This window comes from Streptomyces adustus, assembly GCF_009377175.1.
GTDB classification, from domain to species: Bacteria; Actinomycetota; Actinomycetes; order Streptomycetales; family Streptomycetaceae; genus Streptomyces; species Streptomyces adustus.
The window spans coordinates 1-22,173 of the sequence record NZ_VJZD01000070.1 but is presented as its reverse complement, the minus strand read 5'-3'; the positions used below and the strand labels follow the sequence as shown (position 1 = coordinate 22,173).

Sequence of the window (22,173 nt, the reverse complement as noted above, 5' to 3'; positions counted from 1 at the left end):
ACAGCGATGCGCCCGGGCCGCGCGCGGTGCGGGAGCAGGGCGCTCCGGCACCGCGCGCGGTACCCGGGGCAGGGTGCTACGGCGGTGCTGCGACGGCTCAGCGGCGCAGCCAGGCCGCGGTGTCCTGCGGGAGCCGGCCCCGGTCGTCCAACGGGGAGCTGGTGAGCAGGAGTTCGGTGTGGGCGGGCAGCTCGACGGGGTCGGCGCCCAGGTTCACGACACAGCTCGCGCCGTCCGCCCGGGAGAAGGCGAGGACGCCCTCGGGAGCGTCCAGCCAGGTCAGCGGGCCGTCGCCGAGCACAGGACGCAGGGCGATGGCCCGACGGTAGAGGGTCAGCACGGAGCGCGGGTCGTCCTGCTGCCGGTCCACCGCGTACCAGGCCCAGCCCGCGGGCTGCGGCAGCCAGGGCTCGGCGTCGGCGGCGGACCCGAAGCCCGCGTGCGGCGCGTCGGCCGCCCAGGGCAGCGGTACCCGGCAGCCGTCGCGGCCCGGGTCGGCGCCGCCGGAGCGGAAGTGCATCGGGTCCTGGATCCGGTCGACCGGGATGTCGGCCTCCGGCAGCCCCAGTTCCTCGCCCTGGTAGAGGTAGACCGCGCCGGGCAGGGCCAGCGACAGCAGGGCGGCGGCGCGGGCCCGGCGGATGCCCAGGGCCAGGTCGGTCGGGGTGCCGAAGGCCTTGGCGGCGAAGTCGAAGCCGGTGTCCTCGCGGCCGTAGCGGGTGACCGTGCGGGTCACGTCGTGGTTGCACAGCACCCAGGTGGCGGGGGCGCCGACGGGCGCGTGCTCGGCCAGGGTGGTGTCGATCGACGCCCGCAGCCGGCCCGCCTCCCAGGGGCAGGACAGGAAGGAGAAGTTGAAGGCGGTGTGCAGCTCGTCGGAGCGCAGATAGCGGGCGAAGCGCTCCGCGTCGGGCAGCCAGACCTCGCCCACGAACACCCCGTCGTAGGCGTCGGCGACCGTACGCCAGGAGCGGTAGACGTCGTGGAGTTCGTCGCGGTCGACGTAGGGCAGCGGGCCGCCGTTCCCGTCGAGGTCGGGCAACTCCGGGTCCTTGGCGAGCAGGGCGGCGGAGTCGATGCGCACGCCCGCGACGCCGCGCTCGAACCAGAAGCGCAGGATGTCCTCGTGCTCCTGGCGGACCGCCGGGTGGGCCCAGTTGAGGTCGGGCTGTTCGGGCGTGAACAGGTGCAGGTACCACTCGCCGTCGGGCAGCCGGGTCCACACCGGTTCGGTGGAACCGACGAACTGGGACGGCCAGTTGTTGGGCGGCAGCGCGCCGTCCGGGCCGCGTCCGGGGCGGAAGTGGAACAGCTCGCGTTCGGGGCTTCCGGGGCCGGCCGCGAGCGCCGCCCGGAACCAGGGGTGCTGGTCGGAGACGTGGTTGGGCACGATGTCGACGATGGTGCGGATGCCCAGCTCGCGCGCCTCGGCGATGAGTTTCTCGGCCTCGGCGAGCGTGCCGAACGCGGGGTCGACGGCCCGGTAGTCGGCGACGTCGTAGCCGCCGTCCTTCATGGGCGAGAGGTACCAGGGGTTGAACCACAGCGCGTCGACGCCGAGTTCGGCGAGGTACGGCAGCCGGGCGCGGACCCCCGCGAGGTCCCCGGTGCCGTCGCCGTCGCCGTCGGCGAAGCTGCGGACGTACACCTGGTAGATGACGGCGCGGCGCCACCAGTCGGTGTCCCGGGTGCGGGCGGTCGGGGGCTGTCCCACGGTGCGTGCCTTTCTGTCGGGGAGGGAGGGCGTCAGCCCTTGGTGCTGCCCGCGCTGATGCCGGCGATGATGTGCCGCTGGAAGACCAGGAACAGGGCGACCATCGGGATGCTGGCGATCACCATCGCGGCGATCAGCACGGTCAGCTGGATGTTCTGCGACAGCTGGACGAGCGCTACGCTGATCGGCTGCTTGTCGGTGTCGGAGAAGACCATCAGCGGCCACAGGAAGTCCTGCCAGACGGCGACCAGCGCGAAGATCGACACCACACCCAGCACCGGCCGGGACATCGGCAGCACGATCGACCACAGGGTGCGCAGTCTGCCCGCGCCGTCGATCTCGGCGGCCTCCAGCACATCGCGCGGGAGCTGGTCGAAGAACCGCTTGAGCAGATACAGGTTGAAGGCGTTGGCGACGGCCGGCAGCCAGATGCCCAGCGGGTCGTTGAGCAGGCTGGTGTGGATCAGCGGCAGGTCGGCGACGGTCAGGTACTTGGGCACGACCAGCGCCTGGGCCGGGACCATGAGGGTGGCGAGGATGCCGCCGAGGATCACCTTGCCGAACGCGGGCCGCAGCCGGGACAGGGCGTAGGCGGCTGCCGTGCACAGCACCAGCTGGAACAGCCAGGCGCCGGCCGCCTGGACCACGGTGTTCCACAGGTGCTGCGGGAGCTGCATCAGGTCCCAGGCGTCGGTGTAGCCGCTGAGGTGCCAGTGCTTCGGGACCAGGGTCGGCGGGGTCTGCGCCACCTCGTCCGGCGACTTCGCCGCGCCGGTCACCATCCAGTAGACGGGGAACAGGAAGGCGAGCGTGAAGAGCACGACGACGCCGGTGAACACGCTCCAGTAGACGGCCCGGCCGCGGGGGCGGGCCAGGGTCGCCGGGGAGACCAGGGTACGGACGTCGCTCATGCGCCCTCCTCGCTGGAGCGGGTGAGCCGCAGATAGAGGGCGGAGAACGCGCCCAGGACCAGCAGCAGCATGACGCTGAGGGCGCAGGCGCCGCCAAAGTCGTTGTAGAGGAAGGCGTACTTGTAGATCAGGTAGAGGACGGTCACCGTGGCGTTCTCCGGTCCGCCGCCGGTGATGACGAACGGTTCGGTGAACACCTGCATGGTGGCGATGACCTGAAGGAGCATCAGCATCAGGATGACGAACCTGGTCTGCGGGATCGTCACATGGCGGATGCGCTGGAGGAGGTTCGCGCCGTCGAGTTCGGCGGCCTCGTACAGCTCGCCCGGGATCGACTGGAGCGCGGCGAGGTAGATGAGGACGGTGCCGCCCATGTTGGCCCAGGTGGCGACGAGGACGAGGGAGACCAGGGCGGTGTCTGCGCCGTTGGACCAGTTCGAGGTGGGCAGGTGCAGAAACCGCAGCGCCTCGTTGGCCAGGCCGGTGCCGGGGTCGTAGAACCACTTCCACAGCAGGGCGCTGACCACCGGCGGGATCATCACCGGCAGATAGACCGCGACCCGGAAGAACGCCTTCGCGTGCCGCAGCTCGTTGAGGACGAGCGCGAGGACGAAGGGGACGGCGAAGCCGATCAGCAGGGCGAGCAGGGTGAAGGTGAGAGTGTTGCGCCAGGCGGCGGTGAACTCGGGGTCGTGCAGCACGCGGGTGAAGTTGGCGGTGCCGACCCACTCCGGCGGGGAGCCGGGCGTGTACTTCTGGAAGGCGATCACGACGGCACGGATCGCCGGGTACCAGGAGAAGAGGGCGAAGCAGAGGAGGCCGCCGACGAGGAACGCGTAGGCGCGGGCCTGGTCGGCGAGGCGGCGCCGCCTCCGGTCCCGGACCGGGGGCGGCGTGCGCACCGGGCGGACGGCGATCGCCTCGGGGGCGGTCGGCCGTGCTGCCGTGGTCTTGGTCATGTCCGGTCAGCCTCGGGCCAGGATGCCGTCGATCTTGCCGGAGGCGTCCTTGAGGAGCTGGTCGATGTCCGCGTCCTTCTTGGTGAGGACCGCCGAGACGACACCGTCGAGGACGGAGTAGATCTGCTGGGCGTTGGGCGGCTCGATCTTCATCTTCAGGCTCTGGTTGCCGTCGAGGAAGGCCTGGTAGTTCTCCACCGGCACATTGGCGTTGGCCTTCTTGACCTGCTGGTCCTTGGCGTCGGCGGCGCCGGTGAACAGGCGCGGCTCGGGCAGGCCGACCGGGGCGTCGTTCTTCTTGGCGCGGGCGTAGTCGCCGAGGAAGCCGGATCCGGGGGTGAGGAACATGTGGTCCAGCCACTTCAGGCCGGCCCGGATCTGGGCGGGTGAGTCCTTCTTGCTGAACATGTAGCCGTCGCCGCCGATCAGGGTGCCCTGGCCGCCGGGCATGGGGGCGAGGGCCAGGTCCTTGTAGTTCCCGCCCTTCTCCTTCACCAGGATCGGGATGTTGTCGGGCGCGGAGAGGTACATGCCGAGCTTGCCTGAGCCCATCAGCTGCTGGACGTCGTTGATGACCAGCAGCTGCTTGCTGCCCATCGAGTTGTCGCTCCAGCGCATGTCGTGCAGGTTCTGCAGGACGGCGTGGCCCTGCGGGGTGTCCACGGTGGCCTTCTTGCCGGAGGCGTCGACGACGTCGCCGCCCTGGGAGTAGAGCTCGGCGGTGAAGTGCCAGCCGCCCTGGTTCTGGGCGCTGTAGTCGGCGTAGCCGACGGTGCCGTTGCCGAGGGCGGCGATCTTCTTGGCGTCGGCGCGGACCTCGTCCCAGGTGGCCGGGGGCTTGTCGGGGTCGAGTCCGGCCTTCTGGAAGAGCGCGCGGTTGTAGATCAGACCCATCGAGTAACCGGTGCGCGGGATGCCGTAGATCTTGCCGTCGACGGTGTAGATGTCGCGCAGCTGCTGCTGGATGGTGTCGTAGCTCTTCAGGTCCTTGACGTACGGGGTGAGATCGGCGGCCTGGTTGATGTCGACGACGTGCTTGGCGTCGGTGAAGTACGTGTAGAACACGTCCTCCATCTGCCCGCCGGCGAGTTTGGCGTCGAACGTCTTCGGGTCCTGGCAGGGGAACGCGTCGTGCGCGACGACGTCGATGTCGGGATTCTTCTTCTCGAAGGCGGCGATGTCCGCCTCGAAGAAGCTCCGGTCGACCTTGGCGCTCTTGGGCGGCATGCAGTTGACCGTGATGCGGGTCTTGCCGCTTGCCGAGTCGTCGTCGTTCGACCCGCAGGCGGTGAGGGCAAGGGAGCAGACGCTGAGCGCGACGAAGGTACGACGGAACCCGGTGCGTGTCATGGGTGGACCCCTCATGGCAGGAGCAGGAAAACCCCACGGCGATGCGTGACGCACACCACCGTGCTGGCGTCGCACACTCAAGCACCGGCGACATCTGTCCGCAAGATGTCACGCAGAATCTGTAATTATTTGACAGTGTCGCGGTTCTTCTCGATCTCAGTCCCGGGGCGCTTGCGCGGTCGACCCCCGTACCACCAGCTCCGGCTCGAACAGCAGCTCCTCGGCCGGTACGGAGCTGCCGCCGATCTGCGTGTTCAGCAGTTCCACCGCCGCCCGGCCCATCGCCTCGATGGGCTGCCGGACGGTGGTCAGGGGCGGCTCGGTGCAGTTCATGAAGGCCGAGTCGTCGTAGCCGACCACGGAGATCTGCGAGGGGACGTGAAGTCCCTTGCGGCGCGCGGCCCGCACGGCGCCGAGGGCGAGGGGGTCGCTGGCGCAGACGATGCCGGTCACCCCGCGCTCGATCAGCCGGGTCGCGGCGGCCTGGCCGCCCTCCAGGGAGAACATGGCGCGCGCGACGTGCTCGTCGGGCAGGTCGCCGAGCGCGCGGGCGGCGGCCAGCTTGCGGGCCGAGGGGACGTGGTCCTCCGGCCCGAGCACCAGCCCGATCCGCTCGTGGCCCAGCGAGGCCAGATGCCGCCAGGCCTGCTCCATGGCCACGGCGTCGTCGCAGGAGACGGCCGGGAAGCCCAGGTGCTCGATGGCCGCGTTGACCAGCACCACCGGGATGTTGCGGTCGGCGAGCAGCCGGTAGTGGTCGTGGGGCGCGTCGGCCTGCGCGTACAGACCGCCGGCGAAGACCACACCGGAGACCTGCTGTTGCAGCAGCAGCGAGACGTAGTCGGCCTCGGAGACCCCGCCCTTGGTCTGGGTGCACAGCACGGGCGTCAGACCGAGCTGGGCCAGCGCGCCGCCGATGACCTCCGCGAAGGCCGGGAAGATCGGGTTCTGCAACTCGGGCAGCACGAGGCCGACGAGCCGGGCGCGCTCCCCGCGCAGCTGGGTGGGCCGCTCGTAGCCGAGGACGTCCAGGGCGGACAGCACGGCCTGCCGGGTGGGCTCGGACACCCCGGGCTTGCCGTTGAGCACCCGGCTGACCGTGGCCTCGCTGACCCCGACCTTCTTCGCCACTTCAGCAAGTCGTCGCGTCATGAGCGCAAGAATAGCGCAAGTCACGCAAACGGCTTGCGTACAGGGACCGGGCCGTCCGCGTTCACCGCGCGGGCCGCCCACGCACTTCGCACGAGCCGCTCGCGCACCCCCACGGGCCGCCCGACCCGAGGGGCGGCGAGGAGGTCCCGGGCACCCCTGGTCACGGTTTCGTCAAGGAATGACGGTCCCTTCGCGCGCTTTCCCTGGGAGGTCGGCCGAGAAGGCGGTGCCCGATTGGCCGAGAGTCGCCCGGATTACTCACAGCGGCCACATCAACGACTCACATGAACCAGGCAATGGACAGGTCAAGCACCTTTTCAGGCAAGGGACTTGAGTGGAATCTGAGGTCCTGTTCCCGCAGCTCAAAGCGTTTCTGTTCACCTGTACGAAAGGTGGCTCCTTTCTTCTTGGCCCCCATTCGGGGATGCGCCCGCATTCCCGACCGGCTGTTGGAGGGGTGTTGCGGAGATACAGCCTGTGGCGCGCTTTGGCGCCACGCGGAGAGACACGCTTGAGACGGACCGCCCTGGCGGTGACCGCGGTCCTGGCGGCGGAGGCGGCGCTGGTGTCGCTGGGGTCGGGGGCGGCCTTCGCGGCCGGGTCCGGAACGACGCGGACGGTCACGGCAGCGCGCGCCGAGGCCGGCGCCGAGCCGGCTGCCTCGGCGGCGGATTCCACAGCGTCGGCCATGCTGATGGCGCGGACGCAGAACCGGAAGATCGAAGTGCTGTCGGCACGGACCTCGGACTCCACCACGTACGCGCTGCCCAGCGGGCAGTTGCAGACGGTGGCCTACGCCGGTCCGGTACGGGTGAAGCAGGGCGGGGTGTGGAAGGACGTCGACACCTCGCTGTCCGACACCGGCGCCGACCTCACACCGGACGCCGCGGTGGCTGACATCGCGGTGTCCGACGGCGGTGACAACCGGCTGGCGTCGGTGACCAAGGGCAAGGAGACCTTCGGGCTCGGCTGGCAGGACAAGCTGCCCGCCCCCGAGGTGAAGAACAGCACCGCCTCCTACGACCTGGGCGACGGACAGACCCTCTCCGTCACCGCCCTCGCCCAGGGCTTCTCGGAGAACCTGACGCTGGCCCGGCAGCCGCAGGGCGGCGCGCAGTACCGCATTCCGCTGAATCTGGGCGGGCTGAAGCTGTCCCGCGCCGACTCGGGTCATCTGCTGCTGAAGAACACGGACGGCACACTGGTCGCCGAGGCACCGGCGCCGATGATGTGGGACTCCAGCAAGGACCGGGCTTCCGGCGAGTCCGCCCACCAGAAGCAGGTCGCGACCAGGATCGAGACCGCCTCGGACGGGTCGCAGACCCTGGTGCTCACCCCGGACAGCGACTTCCTGGCCACCGCGACGTACCCGGTGACGGTCGACCCGACCACCACGCTCGCGGTGACCACGGACACCTGGGTGCAGGATCCGGACTACCCCGACTCGCAGATCTCGTCGCAGGAACTCAAGTCGGGTACGTACGACGGGGGCACGGACACCGCGCGTTCGTACCTGAAGTTCGACGTCTCGGCGTTCAAGGGCAAGGACGTCACGGCGGCGACGATGTCGCTGTACAACTACTACTCGGCGACCTGTTCCACCACCGGGGCCGTCACCCAGGCCCGCCGGATCACCTCTACGTGGTCGTCCTCGACGGTCACCTGGGGCGTGCAGCCGTCGACGACCACGACCGACGTGGCGAACAACACCGGTCACTGGGGCTACGACTCCTCCTGCGGCGCCAACTGGTCCCGCTGGAACCTGAAGGCGATCACCCAGGCGTGGGCGGACGGTTCCGCCAACTACGGTCTGCAGATCCGCAGCGCGGACGAGAGCGACTCCTCCACCTGGCGGCGCTTCCGCTCGGCGAACTACACGACCGCCGGATACGCGCCGAACCTGGTGGTGACCTACAACTCATATCCGTCCGTGCCGAGTTCGCTGGCGATCGCACCCTCGCAGGTGAACGCCTACAACGGCGTCCGGTACGTCACCTCGCTCACACCGACCCTGTCGGCGAAGGTGACCGACCCGGACGGATCCACCACCAAGGCCCAGTTCGAGGTCACGGCGGACCCGGCGTACGCGGACACCACCTACGCGTACACCGGTACGTCCTCCTCCGTCGCCTCCGGTTCCACCGCCGGTCTGACGATCCCGACCGCCTCCGCCTTCCCGGCGGGCGTACATCTGCGCTACCGGGTGCGGGCCTACGACGGCACCGACTACGGCTCCTGGTCGGGCTACACGACGTTCACCCTGAACACCGTCGCGCCCACGGCCCCGACCGTCTCGTGCGCCACGTACGAGGCGAACGGCTGGACCCCGAAGGCCGACGACGCCGTGTCGTGCACGCTCGACACCTCCTCGTCCGACGGCGCCGGCTACTCCTGGGGCCTGGACGACAGCAGCCTGCCGAACAAGAAGCTGGACACCACCAACGGCACCGGCGGCGACGCGCTCACCGTCTCCATCGCCCCGGCGAACGGCTGGCACACGCTGTACGCCCGCACGATCGACTCCGGCGGAAACCTCTCGTCGGCCACCACGGCGTACTCCTTCGGCGTCGGCGCCGACGGCGCGGCGATCCTGTCCCCGTCCGACGGCGACACCACCGCCCGCCGCCTCACCCTGTCGGCGAAGGGCCTGACCAGCTACACCGGGGTCACCTGGCAGTACCGCCGAGGTGAGACCGACGACTGGCACACCGTGCCCGTGGGCGACGTCACCGCCTCCGGCAGCGCGGTCACCTCCTGGCCGGTCCCCGTCACCGCCGGCACCGCGACCAAGCTGGTGTGGAACACCGTCTCCTCGCTGGCCGAGGACGGCGTGCTGCAACTGCGCGCCGCCTTCACCGACGGCACCACCACCGGCCACTCGCAGACCGTCGAGGTCACCCTCGACCGCGACGCGGGCACCGCCCCGACGGCCGAGGTCGGACCCGGCGAGGTCAACGAGCTCACCGGCGACTACACCCTGTCGGCCACGGACGCCTCGGCGTTCGACGCGGACGTGGACCGCACGTACTCCTCACGTGCCAACGACAACGACACCGAGGGCCAGGCGAAGATCTTCGGACCCGGCTGGGTCTCGTCCTTCGACGTCACCGACAGCGACTACACGCAGATCCGCAAGACCTCCGACACGTCGGTGGAACTGCTCAGCTCGGACGGCAGCGCGGTCGCCTTCACCGCGACCTCCGGCGGCGGCTGGCAGCCGGAGACCGGCGCCGAGGGCCTCACGCTGACCGGCACGCTGACGGGTGCAAAGTTCACGCTGACCGACAGCGACGCCGACACCACGGTGTTCGCGAAGGCGGTCGACGCCACGGCGGTCTGGACCCTGTCCTCGTCCGCCACGGCGGTGAGCGACTCGACCGTCACCGCCGTCTCCGAGAGCGTCACGACGGGCGGTCAGACTCTGGCCCGCCCGAAGTACGTGATCTCCCCGACCAGCGCGGTCAAGGCCGCGACCTGCCAGGCCGCGCCCACCACCAAGGGCTGCCGGGTGCTGGAGTTCGTCTACGCCGGCACGACCACGGCCGGCGACTCGGCGTTCGGCGACTACGCGGGCCAGGTCAAGGCGATCAGCCTGTGGGCCACCGCCCCGGGCGGCTCCGCCGCCACCGCCGAGACCGTCGCCTCCTACGCGTACGACGCCTCCGGCCGCCTGCGCCAGGTGTGGGACCCGCGGATCAGCCCCGCGCTGAAGACGCAGTACACCTACGACTCCGACGGCCGTGTCACCACCCTCACCGAGCCCGGCAAGCTGCCGTGGACCTTCGCCTACGGCAAGGCGGGTTCCGCCGCCACCGCCGGAGCGGGCATGCTGCTGAGCGTCTCCCGCCCCGCGCTCGCCGAGGGCTCCCCGTCGACGACCTCCGGCACCGCCGTCACCAGCGTCGTGTACGACGTACCGCTCAGCGGTGGCAGCGCTCCCTACCAGATGGACGCCGCCACCCAGGCGACGTGGGCGCAGGAGGACACCCCGACCGACGCGACGGCCGTCTTCCCGGCCGACTCCGTCCCCTCGTCCCACAGCGGCGGGGACCTGTCGTCGGGCGCCTACGGCCGCGCCACCATCACCTACATCGACGCCGACGGCGCGGAGAGCGACTCCGCGGCGCCCGGTGGCGCCGTCACGGCGACCGACCACGACGAGTACGGTCACGAGGTCAGCAGCCTGACGGCCGCCGACCGTGAGCTCGCGCTCGGCACGGGCACCGGCGCCGCGGACAAGCTCGCCGCCCTGGGCCTGGGCGATCTGTCCACCGCGGACCGTGCCCGGCAGCTCGCCACCGTCTCGGAGTACTCCGCCGACGGACGACGGCTGCTGGACCAGTACGGCCCGCTGCACGAGATCACGCTCGCCGGTGAGCTCAAGGGGACCAGCAGCACGGCCACGCTGGCCGCCGGCACGGTGGTGCCGGCCCGGTCGCACACCGCCTACGCCTACGACGAGAACCGTCCCGCCGACGCGGTGGTCTCGGACCTGGTCACCAGCACGGTGACCGGAGCCGCCGTCCCCGGATACTCCTCGGACGGCGACACCCAGACCATCACCGCCACCTACGACTGGTCGACCGGCCGGCAGCAGGCCACCGAGGGCGGTGACACCACCGACACAGTGACGTCCTACGACGCCTCCGGCCGAGTGGCCACCACCCGCACCGCGGGATCGACCGGCTCCGACGCGGACACCCTGACGTACACCTACTACACCGCCGACGGCTCGGGCACCTGCGCCGGCCGTCCCGAATGGGCCGGGCTGCTCTGCCGGACCGCCCCGGCGGCCGCCATCACCGGTGGCGGCGCCAATCCGACCGAGGCGATCACCACGGTCTACACCTACGACCGCCGGGGTCAGACCGCCGTCCAGACCGAGACGGCGAACGGCGTGACCCGCACCACGACCATCGTCACGGACGCCGCGGGCCGCGACGTCTCGAGCACGGTCACCGGCGGCGTCGGAAAGGCCACCCCCGCCACCACTATCACCTACGACAAGGACACCGGGCAGATCGCCGCGCAGTCCTCGGGCGGCAAGACGGTCTCCTCCACCTACGACAGTCTCGGCCGGCTCCTGACCTACGACGACGGCGCGGGCAACACCACCACCCGGGCCTACGACATCCTCGACCGGACCGTCAAGGTCACCGACTCGGCACCGTCCACCGTCACCTACTCCTACGACTCGGCAGGCAACGTGGCCGGTCTCAAGGACTCGGTCGCGGGCAGCTTCGGCGGCGTGTACGACGCCGACGGCACCCTCACGTCGGAGAGCCTGCCCGGTGGCTACGGACTGACCGTCACCACCGACCCGGCGGGCAACCAGACGGGCCGGGAGTACACCGACCCGGCCGGGACAAGCGTCGCCGCCGACACGGCCCAGTACGCCGCGAGCGGGCAGCAGCTCGGTCACACCCGGAGCGACGGCCCGAGCATCGACAGCGCCTACCGCTACGACAGCGCCGGACGCCTCACCGAGGCCGCCGACACCAGTGGCACCGGATGCACCACCCGCTCCTACGGCTTCGACGGCAACAGCAACCGCACCACGCTGAGGACCACCTCCGACGACTGCGACAGCAGCACCGACGACACCACGTCCGCCACGACCTCGTACACCTACGACAGTGCCGACCGCCTGGTCGGCGACGCCTACGCGTACGACGCCTTCGGCCGCACCACCACCAGTGGTGACACCGCCCTGACGTACTACACCGACGGCCTCGTCGCCTCGGAGACCGTGGGCTCCACCCGCAACACCTGGAGCCTCGACGCCACCTACCGCCTCGCCTCCCGGACCGCCCAGACCAAGGGCGCGGACGGCACGTGGAGCGACACCGCCACGGTCACCGACCACTACGGCTGCGGCTGCGACGCCCCCACCTGGAGCGTCACCGGCAGCACCGTGGGTCGCAACGTCAAGGACGTGCTGGGCGGCCTGGCCGCCACGACGTCGGCGAGCGGGTCCGTCGTCCTCCAGCTCACCGACATCCACGGTGACGTCATCGTCCAACAGCCCCTGGACACGAGCGTGGCCGCCACGGTCCAGCACTACGACGAGTACGGCAACGCGCTCGACGGCGGCGCGAACGCCACCTACGGATGGCTCGGCGGGGCGCAGCGCTCCTCCGCGACCCTCAGCAGCGCCGTCCTGATGGGTGTCCGTCTCTACTCCCCGGCCACCGGCCGGTTCCTGAGCCAGGACCCCGTCTACGGCGGCAACTCCGACGCCTACACCTACCCGAGCGACCCGGTGAACGACCTCGACCTGACCGGTCGGCTGAAGTTCAAGTGGAAGTGGTGGGGTCTGCGCATCCGCTTCAACAAGCACGAGACGAAGTCGGCCGAGAGCTGGGCCGGGCTGAGCGGCAAGGCGGGCACCATCGGCTCGCTGCTGAAGATGGCCCGGGTCGCGGTGCTCAACTACCTCTCGATCGACGCGTACTTCATCGAGAAGAAGGCGAAGTGGGCCCAGAAGGTCGGTCACTGCCTGCAACTGGAGTGGTGGTGGCTGTATCCGGGGTTCGTTCCCTACACCTACTGGGGTAAAGCGAACGGCTGCAAGTAGGCCGGACGAACACTGAGGGGTGGCGGTCGGGCATGCGCCCGATCGCCACCCGCCCTGTCACACGAAAGGCATTCATGCTGATCATCGAAACACTGCAAGTGGTCCTCACCGTCGCGGTGCTGATCGTGGCGACCGGGCGGCAGGCGGCGAACCCGCTCCTGCTCTGGACCGCGGTCGGATTCGGCACGGGCCAGATCGTCACCGCGCTGGGCGGAGGACTGGCCGACGCGTTCTTCCGGCTCTTCGTCGCCGCTTTCGCGGCCGTCACGCTGGACAAGTGGCGGACCGAGCGCGGAGTCGGCATCGCGGTGGCGGGTCCCGCGGCCCTGCTGTCGGGACTGCTCATCGGCTGGGCCGCCTGAGCTGCACCGTCGGCCCCGGCGCGGCGCGCGAAGGACGGCGGGCGCCGGGGAAGCTCACTGACCGAAGCGCCGTCGGCGACCTGAACGCCGGCGGTGCCCGGTCAGAACTCGGGGGGCGGCACCACGGTGAGATGGGCCGCGGCGCGGCGGCCCCGCCCGGGCGCCACGGCCGGGCGACGGCTCTCCCGCAGGACCATGGTCAGGCGGCTGTACCCCATGTCGTGGAGGCTCTTGGGGGTCTCGCCGACGATCCGGCAGTCGGTGGCGCCCCAGCGGGGGTCGGGGTGCAGCAGCGGGCGGACCGCGCCGTCGTGCTCCAGCGCGCCCTCGCCCACCGCGCGGATCCAGTGCGGCAGGCCCTGCCGGTAGGCGGCGTCCATGATCGGGTCCTGGGCGATGTCCCGGCGGATCGCCTGGAGCACGAGGTCGTGGCCGTGCCGCTGCACCGCGGCGTCGAAGTGCGCCAGCATCGGCAGGCACCAGCTCGACTCGTGGTCGCCGAGGACCGTGCCCGCGTCCGGATGGAACAGCACGAACCGGAGGAAGTTGTCGCCCGGCATCGCCGTCGGATGCGGGCCGACCTCGTCGAAAAGTGACTCGAAAGCGGTGTTGGCCAGGACCACGTCCCAGGCGTGGTCGACGACGAGGGACGGAAAGGGGGTCGACTCCAGCAGCACGGCGTAGTCCTGGAGGTACGCCCGCGCCTCGGGACTCTCGGGGACGGGCCGCGGTGCCGACCGCTGCCCTCCTGCCTGATACGCCATCGGGAGGTCACCCCTCTTGCCTCTGCGGCCTTCACGCGGCGCCCCGATCCTGCTGCCCGGACGCGAGGCGTGTCAACTATCGTGGCATTTCATGCTCGTTGACGGCTGAAATTGGCCACAGTTGTGGCGAGACCTGGATGTGAGTTCGAGCGACCGGCTAATCTCCGGGCAGTTCACGGCGACGGCCGGGAGGGGCGCGAAGCCCGTGAAGGGTCTGTGAGAGACGTAGGAGATCTGTCGGTGGCGGATGGCTTCGAGGTTCCGGACGCCGCGGCGACGTCTGTGCTGCCGGCCGTCGTCGCCCGTGTCACCGCGCTCGCCGACCGCCTCGGCGTGGCGCCCGCGGAGGTCTTCCACACCGGTCGGCTGTCGGTGGCCTCCGGCGTTCCCGAGGCCGTGGTCAAGGCGCTGCTGAGCGGCCGGCCCGCGGGCGAACCGGATGTGCAGGCGCGCTTCCTGCAACGCCTGGACCTGCTGCGCCGCACCCGGCTCAAGCCCAACGGCCGCAGGTACACCCAGCAGGAGATAGCCGACGGCGCGGGCATGTCACGGCAGCAGGCGGGCGCCCTCATCAACGGGGACCGGCGCCCCACGATGGAGCACTGCGACGCCCTCCAGCGCTTCTTCCGCGTGCACGCGGGCTTCCTCACGGCCGAGGACCCCGAGGCCCTCACGGGCGCGCTCCAGCACACCGAGCAGGACCTCCTGCAACAGCTCGCCGACCGGGAGCGGAAGGCCGCGGCCGCCGCCGAGGACCCGCTGGAGCGGCTCTTGCAGGACCACGGCGTGCGCGGCATCGCCTGGCGGGCCGCTCAACTGCCCTCCGACCAGCACCGCGACAAGGTCGCCGAATGGCTGGACATGCTCCTGGAGAGCGTCAAGCGGCCCGAGTCGTGATCCGGGGGAGAACTGTGGGCATCGCCAGGGACATGCGGCGGCTGTGCGGCGAACTGGTCGCGGAGCTGTCACCCAGCGCGCCGTTGGCGCCCGCCGACCTGTACACCGCGCTGTGCGAGGCGATGAGCAGACGGCGCGGTCGTCCGGTGCGCTTCCGTACGGCCGCCTTCCCGGCCGGGACGGCGAGCGGGCTGTGGGTGGACCTGAGCGACCAGGACCTCGTGGTCGTCGAGGAACGCACCGCCCCGGACCACCAGTTGGTGATCCTGGGTCACGAACTGTGGCACATGCAGGCCGGTCACCACGGCCATCACGTCGACGGCGCGGTGGTCGCGGCGCGGCTGCTCGGCGAGGGCGCCGACCTCCAGGCGGTGGTCCGCAGGGTCGCCGCGCGCACCCGCTTCGACCAGGTCGAGGAGCGGGACGCCGAGGCCTTCGGCCTGCTGCTCGCCAGCAAGTGCCGCACCTGGCTGGCCGGTTCGGCGCTGCGTGGTCCGGTGCCGCGGGACCATCTGGCCGGCCGGATCGAGGCGTCGCTCGGGTATCTGGGCCCGCAGGGCTGAACCGGCTCGGTGCCGAGCGGCTCCGCCCGGTGCGGAACGGCTCCGCCCGGTACCGGGTGGCTGCCTCAGGTCGCGCTGCGCTCGCTCGCCTCACGCAGGCTGCGGGCCGCCGCATGCGCCTCCTCGGGTCCGTCCGGGTGCGGGACGGGCCGCCCCTCGACCAGCAGTTCCCGCCAGCGATCCCGGCTCCAATGCGCCGGGTCGGTCGTCCGGGTGAAGTCCTCGACCAGCGCGAGGAAGCGCGCCGGGTCGGTGTGGAACGGGAAGTGACCCGCGCCCTCGAAGACCTCCAGCCGGCTGCCCGGCATCGCCCGGTGGGCGCCGTGCGCGTGCCGGACCGGCACCACGCTGTCCCGGTCGCCCCACAGCAGCATCGTCGGCATGCCCTCGGTCAGATAGCAGCGGTCGAGCATGGTCACCACCTGGCCGCGCCAGTCGACGACCGCGCGCAGGGTGCGGATGAAGGCGTTGCGCGCGGTGTCGTCGGGCAGGGTGTCCACCACGGTGAGCAGGTCGGGGGCGTCCTGGGCCAGGTCGGTGTCCAGCAGCTTCATCAGCCGGACCGCGAGCCCCACGTTCAGGCGCATCCCGGGCAGCCGCAGCGTGGAGAGCATCAGATCGGCGCCGGGCAGCGAGACCAGGCGCAGCAGGGGGTTGACCTCGCGGCCCACACCGCCGGCGCTGACCAGGATGAGCCGCTCGGTGCGCTCGGGGAACTGGTAGGCGAACTGCATCGCCACTCCCCCGCCGAACGAGTGGCCGACCAGGGTGGCCGACTCGATGCCGAGGGTGGTCAGCAGATCGCGTACGCCGTTGGCGTAGGCGGCGACCGAGTAGTCGGCGCGCGGCTTGTCCGAGGCGCCGTGGCCGAGCAGGTCGGGGGCGAGCACGGTGTGGGTACGGGCGAGGTCGGGGATCAGTCCGGCCCAGGTGGCGGAGGAGTCGCCGATGCCGTGGATCAGGACCAGCACGGGTCCCTCACCGGCCATGCGGAAGGCCCGCCGATAGCCGTGCACCACCCGGTACTGCAACTCCAGCTCCGTGTCGCCCACCGAGCGCAGTCGTGCGGTGCCCGCCGGGCGCGGCCGGGACGCTTCGGCCATACGCCCACCTCCTCGTTCTCCCGGCGGCCCACCGCTGGCGGGCCGCTCCGCCGGAAACTCCCGGTCCACCGCGACCGAGCCCTCCCAGGCCCTTCATCCCAGCGTAGAGCGGTCGATCGTCCTGGCATTTCGGGAAGGTTTCCCCGCCGCTACGGCCCTGGCGGCGCCGCCCCCGCGGCCGCCCCGCCGGCCCGCCGGGAGAACCGCCCGGGGTCGACGCCCCGCAAGGGGCGGACAGGGGCGGGCAGGGGCCCGACCGAGTGGGGTCGACGGTCCGGACGGGGTGGGGCGACGGCCCGGCAGCGGCCGGATTGTCAGTGGTGGGCGGCAAGCTGGTGGGGCGCCGCCGCTCGGGCGCGCGCACGCGCCTCGGGGGCGCGGGAGAGACGAAGCCGACACGGGGAGAGCCGACCGATGCGCACTGCCGTACCGACCGTACCGACCGACCGCGAGCGTAGCGCCGTACAGGCCTATCTGCGGCTGCTGCACACCGTGCGGGCGGCCTTCGACGACACGGGTGCCGGGCCCTCAGGCGGGCGGCCCGCCGTGGTGCCGCCCGGTGTGCTCGCGGAGGCCGAGCGGGCCCTGGACGCGGCGGGACTCGCGGGCAACGAGGAGGAGTTCTTCCGGCTGCTGCACACCTGGTCCTGGTCCCCACAGCCATGACCGCGCCGGGCCCGACGGAGCCTCAGGCGTGCGGTACCGCCACGGCCGTGGCCACGATCCCCTTGTCGACGGTCCACCGGCCTTCGAAGAACCGTACGCGCCGGCCGTCCAGCACGGGGCCGGGGACGAGGAGTTCGGCGCGCAGCGTGCCGTGCGGCCGCTCGCCCGGCTCGACCGCGAGGTCGATGTCGGCCTCGGTGAACTCCAGCCACTGTCCGGTGAGGGGGAACCACGCCTTGTAGACGGACTCCTTGGCACTGAACAGGAGCCGGTCCCAGTGGATCTCGGGGCGCTCCGCGGCCAGCCGGCGCAGACGCTCGGCCTCCGCGGGCAGCGACACCACGGGCAGGACGCCGTCCGGCAGCGGCTGGTGCGGCTCGGCGTCGATCCCGAGGGAGGCCAGGTCGGCGGCGCGGACCAGAGCGGCGGCGCAGTAACCGTCGCAGTGCGTCATGCTGCCGATCAGCCCGGCCGGCCACCGCGGTGCTCCGCGCTCGCCGGGCAGCACCGGCTGCGGCGGCACCCCGAGCTTGTCCATCGCACGGCGGGCGCAGGCGCGTACGGCGGCGAACTCGCGGCGGCGCTTGGCGACGGCCTGGGCCACGACCGCCGCCTCCTCGGGGTACAGCGCGGCCTCCTCGGACCCGTCCGACCCGTCGACGTCGTACGCCTCCACGACGACCACCGACCGCGGCAGCAGTTCCTCGATCACGCGGTCACGTCCTCCTCCGGCAGGATGCGGCGCAGCCGTCCCGGCGGCTGTGGGCGCTTGCGCCACTCGCGTGGGTATCCCACGGAGACCTCCTCGAAGCGGACGCCCTCGTGCCGGGTGGTCCGCGGGATGTGCAGGTGGCCGTAGACCATGGTCTCCACGCGGAACCGGCGGTGCCAGTCGGCGGTCAGCCCGGTGCCGCACCACATGGCGAACTCGGGGTGCCACAGGACGTCCGTGGGGTGCCGGTCCAGCGGATAGTGGTTGACGAGGACCGTGGGCAGGTCCGGCGGGATCTCCTCGAGTCTGCGCGCGGTCTCGGCGACCCGGGCCCGGCACCACGCCTCCCGGCTCGGATAGGGGTCGGGGTGCAGCAGGAACTCGTCGTTGCAGACGATTCCGGTGCCGTGCGCGTACGCCAGCCCCTCCTCCTTGGTGGTGCAGCCGGCGGGCAGGAAGGAGTAGTCGTACAGCAGGAACAGGGGGGCCACGACGACCGGGCCGCCGGGACCGTTCCAGACGGGGTAGGGGTCCTCGGGGGTGAGTACACCGAGGTCGCGGCACATCTCGACGAGGTGTTCGTAGCGGGCGACCCCGCGCAGCGTGACGGAGTCCTTGGGGTGGGTCCACAACTCGTGGTTGCCCGGCGCCCAGAGGACCTTGGCGAAGCGGCCGGCGAGGGTCTTCAGGGCCCAGCGGATGTCGGAGACGGTCTCCGAGACGTCACCGGCCACGAGGAGCCAGTCGGCTTCCGACTCGGGGCGCATGCCCTCGACCAGAGCGCGGTTCTCGGCGTATCCGATGTGCAGATCGCTGATGGCCAGCAGTTGTCCGGTACCGCCGACCGTCGACGTCACCTCTCGCCTCCCTGTCGCCCCGCGTCCGCGCCCGCGCCCGTGGTTGCGGTCGCGCCCAATCGACCGCTCCACGAGATCACATCCGCCCCGGGGTCGCAAGAGCGACCGACGGCGGCCGGAAGGGCGGACCAGGAGGTCCGGAAGGGCGCACGAGGAAGGCCGGAAAACCGGGAGCCGCAAGGGGATACCGGATCGCGCCGCCCGCATCCACATGATCGGAAAATCCGTAACACGCGCGTTGCACGCGAGGGCCTCGCCAAGCCGTATGATCGCCCCAACACCTCCGCTACGAGCTCCCCTTCGAACAGGGCGGTTTGGTGTCCCTCCAATCTCCCTTCCCGGGCACGGGCCGCTCCGCCCTGCCCGAAATGCCCTGAAAGGCGGCCTGCATGCTCTCTCGCGTACGCGTCTGGCTCAACCGCACGTACGCGGAGAACGTGTTCTTCATGGATCAGCTGCGACGAAATCCCAGCGATCGGGCGGTCGAGATCCATGCGACGCACGGTGACGCGGACTCACCCGTGCTGGCCGCGGCCGACACCGCCGACCTCGAACCGGAAGGCCTGTCCCCCGCCGCGTACGTCGAGTACGCCCTGGACCAGTGCCAGCGCCGCGGCATCGACGTGTTCGTGCCCCGGCTGCACCAGGCGGCCGTCGTGGCGCACCGCGCCGACTTCGAGGCGATCGGTACGGCGTTGCTCGCGCCGACTCCCGAGGCCGTGGCCGTCTTCGAGGACAAGGTGGTCGCCTACGAGGCGGTCCAGGCCATCGGCGTGCCGGTGCCGCCGTGGTGGCGGGTGCGTACGGCGGACGAATTCGTCACCGCCGTCGAGGAGTTGGAGGAGGCCGGACACAAGGCGTGCTTCAAGCCGGCGTCCGGCGCGGGCGGGGTGGGGTTCCGGGTCGTCACCCGGGCGCCGTTCTCGCTCGTGCACCTGAGCGGGTTCCCCGGCCCGTACGTGCCGATGGACCTGGTCGAGGACGCGCTGCGGCGGTCCGACGAGCCGGTCGACTGGCTGGTGATGCCGCGTCTGGAGCAGCCGGAGGTCTCCGTCGACTGCCTCACCGGCACCGACAACCGCGTCCGGATGGCCGTGGGCCGCACCAAGAACGGCCGCCGCCGGGGCTTCACCCTGCACGAGCAGTGGCTGGAGCCGGCCCGGCGGATCGCCGAGGGCTTCGGGCTGCACCACCTGTCCAACATCCAGTTCCGGATGTTCGGCGACCAGCCGGTGCTCATGGACGTCAACACCCGTCCCGCCGGCGGGTTGCACCAGCTCTCCCAGTGCGGCATCAACGCGCCCTGGGCGGCCGTCCAGCTGGCACTCGGCGAGGACCCGGGCGACGTCGTGCCGCCGTTCCTCGGGCAGGACTACACGGTGGTCTCGGGCCCGCGTCAGCTGCGGCCGGTGACGCTGCCGCAGCAGCGCCTGGAGGAGCCCGAGCCGCTGCTCCCGGCCGTCCCCACGCAGGCGATCGCCCCGGCCCAGCCGATCGTCCTGGCCCAGCCGGTCGAGCAGGTCTAGCCGATCGGCCACCCGGGCGCCAACAGGCGTTCTTCGCCCATAACTTGATACCGGTCTGGACCAATCATGACGCAGCACCTTGACACCATGATTGGTCCATACCAACTTGGTTGCGCACCGCACTGCACCGCAGCACGTCCCCGCACTTCTGTGCACTCCCGAACGCCCCCATTCCTTCAGGGAGATCGTGTGCGCACCTCATTCCTCGTACGTTCCAGACGGCGCCTGCTCGCGCTGCTCGGCACCGTGGCGCTCGCCGTCGCCGGGGCCGTCGCCCTGCCCGGCACCGCCCAGGCCGCCAACATCCTGACCAACCCCGGCTTCGAATCGGGCAGCCTTTCCCCCTGGTCCTGCACCGGCAACCTCGGCTCCGTCGTCTCCTCCCCCGTCCACGGCGGCTCCAAGGCCCTCGCGGGGGCGCCGAGTTCGAGCGACAACGCCCAGTGCACCCAGACCGTCGCCGTCCAGCCGAACACCGCCTACACGCTCAGCGGCTGGGTGCGCGGCAGCTACGTCTACCTCGGTGTCGACGGCGGCGCCTCCACCTGGACGACGTCCCCGTCGGCGTACAGCCAGTTGACGGTGTCCTTCACCACCGGCGCCGCCCAGACGAGTGCCAAGATCTATGTGCACGGCTGGTACGCGCAGGGCACCTACTACGCCGACGACATCAGTCTGGACGGACCGGGCGGCGGAGGCGGGGGCGGCGACACCCAGGCGCCGACCGCACCGACGAACCTGACCTCCACCGGCAAGACCTCCTCCAGCGTCTCGCTGTCCTGGAGTGCCTCGACGGACAACACCGGTGTCACCGCGTACGACGTCTACAGCGGCTCCAACCAGGTGCTGAGCGTCTCCGGCACGTCGGCCACGGTCGGCGGGCTGGCCGCCAGCACCTCGTACACCTTCACCGTCAAGGCGCGGGACGCGGCCGGGAACACCTCGGCGGCCTCCAACGCGGTGAGCGTCACCACCAGTGCGGGCAGCGGCGGCACCGGCTTCAAGCAGGCCGCCCCCTACCTCTACCTCGGCTGGGGCGACCCGCCGAGCGCGACCTCGGTGATGAGCTCGACCGGGATCAAGTGGTTCACGATGGCGTTCATGCTGGACTCCGGCGGCTGCAACCCCGCCTGGGACAGCAGCCGTCCGCTGGCCGGCGGCACCGACCAGACCGTCATCAACCAGATCCGCTCCGCGGGCGGTGACGTCGTCCCCTCCTTCGGCGGCTGGCAGGGCAGCAAGCTCGGCGCCAACTGCTCCTCCGCGAGCGCGCTCGCCGGGGCCCTCCAGAAGGTGATCGACGCCTACTCCCTCAAGGCGATCGACATGGACATCGAGAACACCGACGAGTTCGAGAACGAGGCCGTCCAGGCGAAGATCCTCACCGCGCTGAAGACCGTCAAGGCGAACAACCCCGGTCTGAAGACGATCGTCACCTTCGGCACCTCGACCACCGGCCCGACCTACTACGGCAACCGGCTGATCGAGCAGGCGAACTCGCTCGGCGCCAACATCGACGTCTTCACGATCATGCCGTTCGACTTCGGCGGCGGCTCCGACATGTACGGCAACACCGTCAACGCCACCGAGGGGCTCAAGGCCAAGCTGAAGTCCACCTTCGGGTGGGACGACGCCACCGCCTACGCCCACATCGGCATCTCCGGCATGAACGGCCTGTCCGACCAGCAGGAGAACACCACCCCGGCGATCTGGACGTCGATCCGGGACTGGGCCAACTCCCACCACATCGCCCGCCTCGCCTACTGGGCGGTCAACCGCGACCGGCCGTGCGCGGGTGGCGGCGTGGTCAGCAACTGCTCCGGGATCAGCCAGAACAACTGGCAGTTCACGTCCATCACGGCCGGTTTCACCGGCTGAGCGGACCCCTGCCAGCCCACCCCCCACAGAAGGGTTCCCCCCGGTGCTTCGGACCGGGGGGAACTTTTTTCCGCTCAAGGTGTATCAGGCAACGGGCAGCGGGCTCTTCATAGTGAAAGAGCACGGGGGAACACGGGGGAACACAGGGAAACCCGAAGGCTCGGGGGAGCACGGGGGTCCCA

16 protein-coding genes are annotated in these 22,173 nt (G+C 70.9%); 7 read left to right on the top strand and 9 right to left on the bottom strand.

Translation table 11 applies throughout. The features are described from left to right. Positions 1–97 precede the first annotated feature (97 nt). The 5 genes from FNH09_RS19060 to FNH09_RS19040 form a co-directional block, all read right to left on the bottom strand. The gene (locus FNH09_RS19060) at positions 98–1,714 is read right to left on the bottom strand and encodes an alpha-amylase family glycosyl hydrolase (protein WP_162468784.1); all 1,617 of its coding nucleotides are present in this window, start codon (positions 1,712–1,714) and stop codon (positions 98–100) included. Positions 1,715–1,746: 32 nt separating this feature from the next. After that, positions 1,747–2,625, bottom strand: coding sequence for a carbohydrate ABC transporter permease (locus FNH09_RS19055; RefSeq protein ID WP_152889494.1), 879 nt, complete (start codon positions 2,623–2,625; stop codon positions 1,747–1,749). Further along, entirely contained in the window at positions 2,622–3,584 is a 963-nt protein-coding gene (locus tag FNH09_RS19050; protein ID WP_152889492.1) for a carbohydrate ABC transporter permease, read from the bottom strand. Before FNH09_RS19050 ends, FNH09_RS19055 begins: the two co-directional genes overlap by 4 nt. 6 nt (positions 3,585–3,590) lie before the next feature. After that, positions 3,591–4,934 carry an ABC transporter substrate-binding protein gene (locus tag FNH09_RS19045; RefSeq protein ID WP_152889490.1) on the bottom strand — a complete coding sequence of 448 codons (1,344 nt, stop codon included), beginning with the start codon at positions 4,932–4,934 and terminating at the stop codon, positions 3,591–3,593. Positions 4,935–5,090: 156 nt separating this feature from the next. Next, positions 5,091–6,086, bottom strand: a complete 996-nt coding sequence (locus FNH09_RS19040) for a LacI family DNA-binding transcriptional regulator (protein WP_152889488.1) — start codon at positions 6,084–6,086, stop codon at positions 5,091–5,093. A gap of 511 nt (positions 6,087–6,597) precedes the next feature. On the opposite strand from FNH09_RS19040, the gene FNH09_RS19035 reads away from it, so the two are divergent. Together FNH09_RS19035 and FNH09_RS19030 are read left to right on the top strand one after the other, a co-directional pair. Further along, the gene (locus FNH09_RS19035) at positions 6,598–12,663 is read left to right on the top strand and encodes a DNRLRE domain-containing protein (RefSeq protein WP_338017614.1); all 6,066 of its coding nucleotides are present in this window, start codon (positions 6,598–6,600) and stop codon (positions 12,661–12,663) included. Positions 12,664–12,737: 74 nt separating this feature from the next. Then, positions 12,738–13,025, top strand: coding sequence for a hypothetical protein (locus FNH09_RS19030; RefSeq protein ID WP_152889484.1), 288 nt, complete (start codon positions 12,738–12,740; stop codon positions 13,023–13,025). Between the two features lie 101 nt (positions 13,026–13,126). On the opposite strand, the gene FNH09_RS19025 is transcribed toward FNH09_RS19030, so the two are convergent. Then, a complete protein-coding gene (locus tag FNH09_RS19025; protein ID WP_152889482.1) occupies positions 13,127–13,789 on the bottom strand; it encodes an MmyB family transcriptional regulator in 663 nt (220 codons plus the stop codon). Between the two features lie 240 nt (positions 13,790–14,029). Here FNH09_RS19025 and FNH09_RS19020 point away from each other — a divergent pair, with 240 nt between their 5' ends. Together FNH09_RS19020 and FNH09_RS19015 are read left to right on the top strand one after the other, a co-directional pair. Beyond that, positions 14,030–14,686 (top strand): helix-turn-helix domain-containing protein, encoded by a 657-nt coding sequence (locus FNH09_RS19020; protein WP_162468783.1) that lies wholly within the window; start codon positions 14,030–14,032, stop codon positions 14,684–14,686. 32 nt (positions 14,687–14,718) lie between these two features. Next, positions 14,719–15,249, top strand: coding sequence for a toxin-antitoxin system, toxin component (locus FNH09_RS19015; protein ID WP_152889528.1), 531 nt, complete (start codon positions 14,719–14,721; stop codon positions 15,247–15,249). A 65-nt stretch (positions 15,250–15,314) separates the two neighbouring features. Here the strand turns inward: FNH09_RS19015 and FNH09_RS19010 are convergent, their stop codons facing one another. Next, a complete protein-coding gene (locus FNH09_RS19010; protein ID WP_152889480.1) occupies positions 15,315–16,352 on the bottom strand; it encodes an alpha/beta fold hydrolase in 1,038 nt (345 codons plus the stop codon). A gap of 414 nt (positions 16,353–16,766) precedes the next feature. On the opposite strand from FNH09_RS19010, the gene FNH09_RS19005 reads away from it, so the two are divergent. Next, complete coding sequence (locus FNH09_RS19005) at positions 16,767–17,018, top strand: hypothetical protein (RefSeq protein ID WP_152889478.1); 252 nt, start codon at positions 16,767–16,769, stop codon at positions 17,016–17,018. A gap of 22 nt (positions 17,019–17,040) precedes the next feature. Here the strand turns inward: FNH09_RS19005 and FNH09_RS19000 are convergent, their stop codons facing one another. Then, positions 17,041–17,730: a 4'-phosphopantetheinyl transferase superfamily protein gene (locus tag FNH09_RS19000; RefSeq protein WP_162468782.1), complete on the bottom strand. Its 690-nt coding sequence runs from the start codon at positions 17,728–17,730 to the stop codon at positions 17,041–17,043. Beyond that, positions 17,727–18,587, bottom strand: coding sequence for a metallophosphoesterase (locus tag FNH09_RS18995; RefSeq protein WP_162468781.1), 861 nt, complete (start codon positions 18,585–18,587; stop codon positions 17,727–17,729). The genes FNH09_RS19000 and FNH09_RS18995 overlap by 4 nt, the downstream gene beginning before the upstream one ends. Positions 18,588–18,976: 389 nt before the next feature. On the opposite strand from FNH09_RS18995, the gene FNH09_RS18990 reads away from it, so the two are divergent. Further along, complete coding sequence (locus FNH09_RS18990; protein WP_152889476.1) at positions 18,977–20,113, top strand: ATP-grasp domain-containing protein; 1,137 nt, start codon at positions 18,977–18,979, stop codon at positions 20,111–20,113. Between the two features lie 189 nt (positions 20,114–20,302). Next, positions 20,303–21,991, top strand: coding sequence for a carbohydrate binding domain-containing protein (locus FNH09_RS18985; protein ID WP_338017613.1), 1,689 nt, complete (start codon positions 20,303–20,305; stop codon positions 21,989–21,991). The last annotated feature ends 182 nt before the right edge of the window (positions 21,992–22,173 follow it).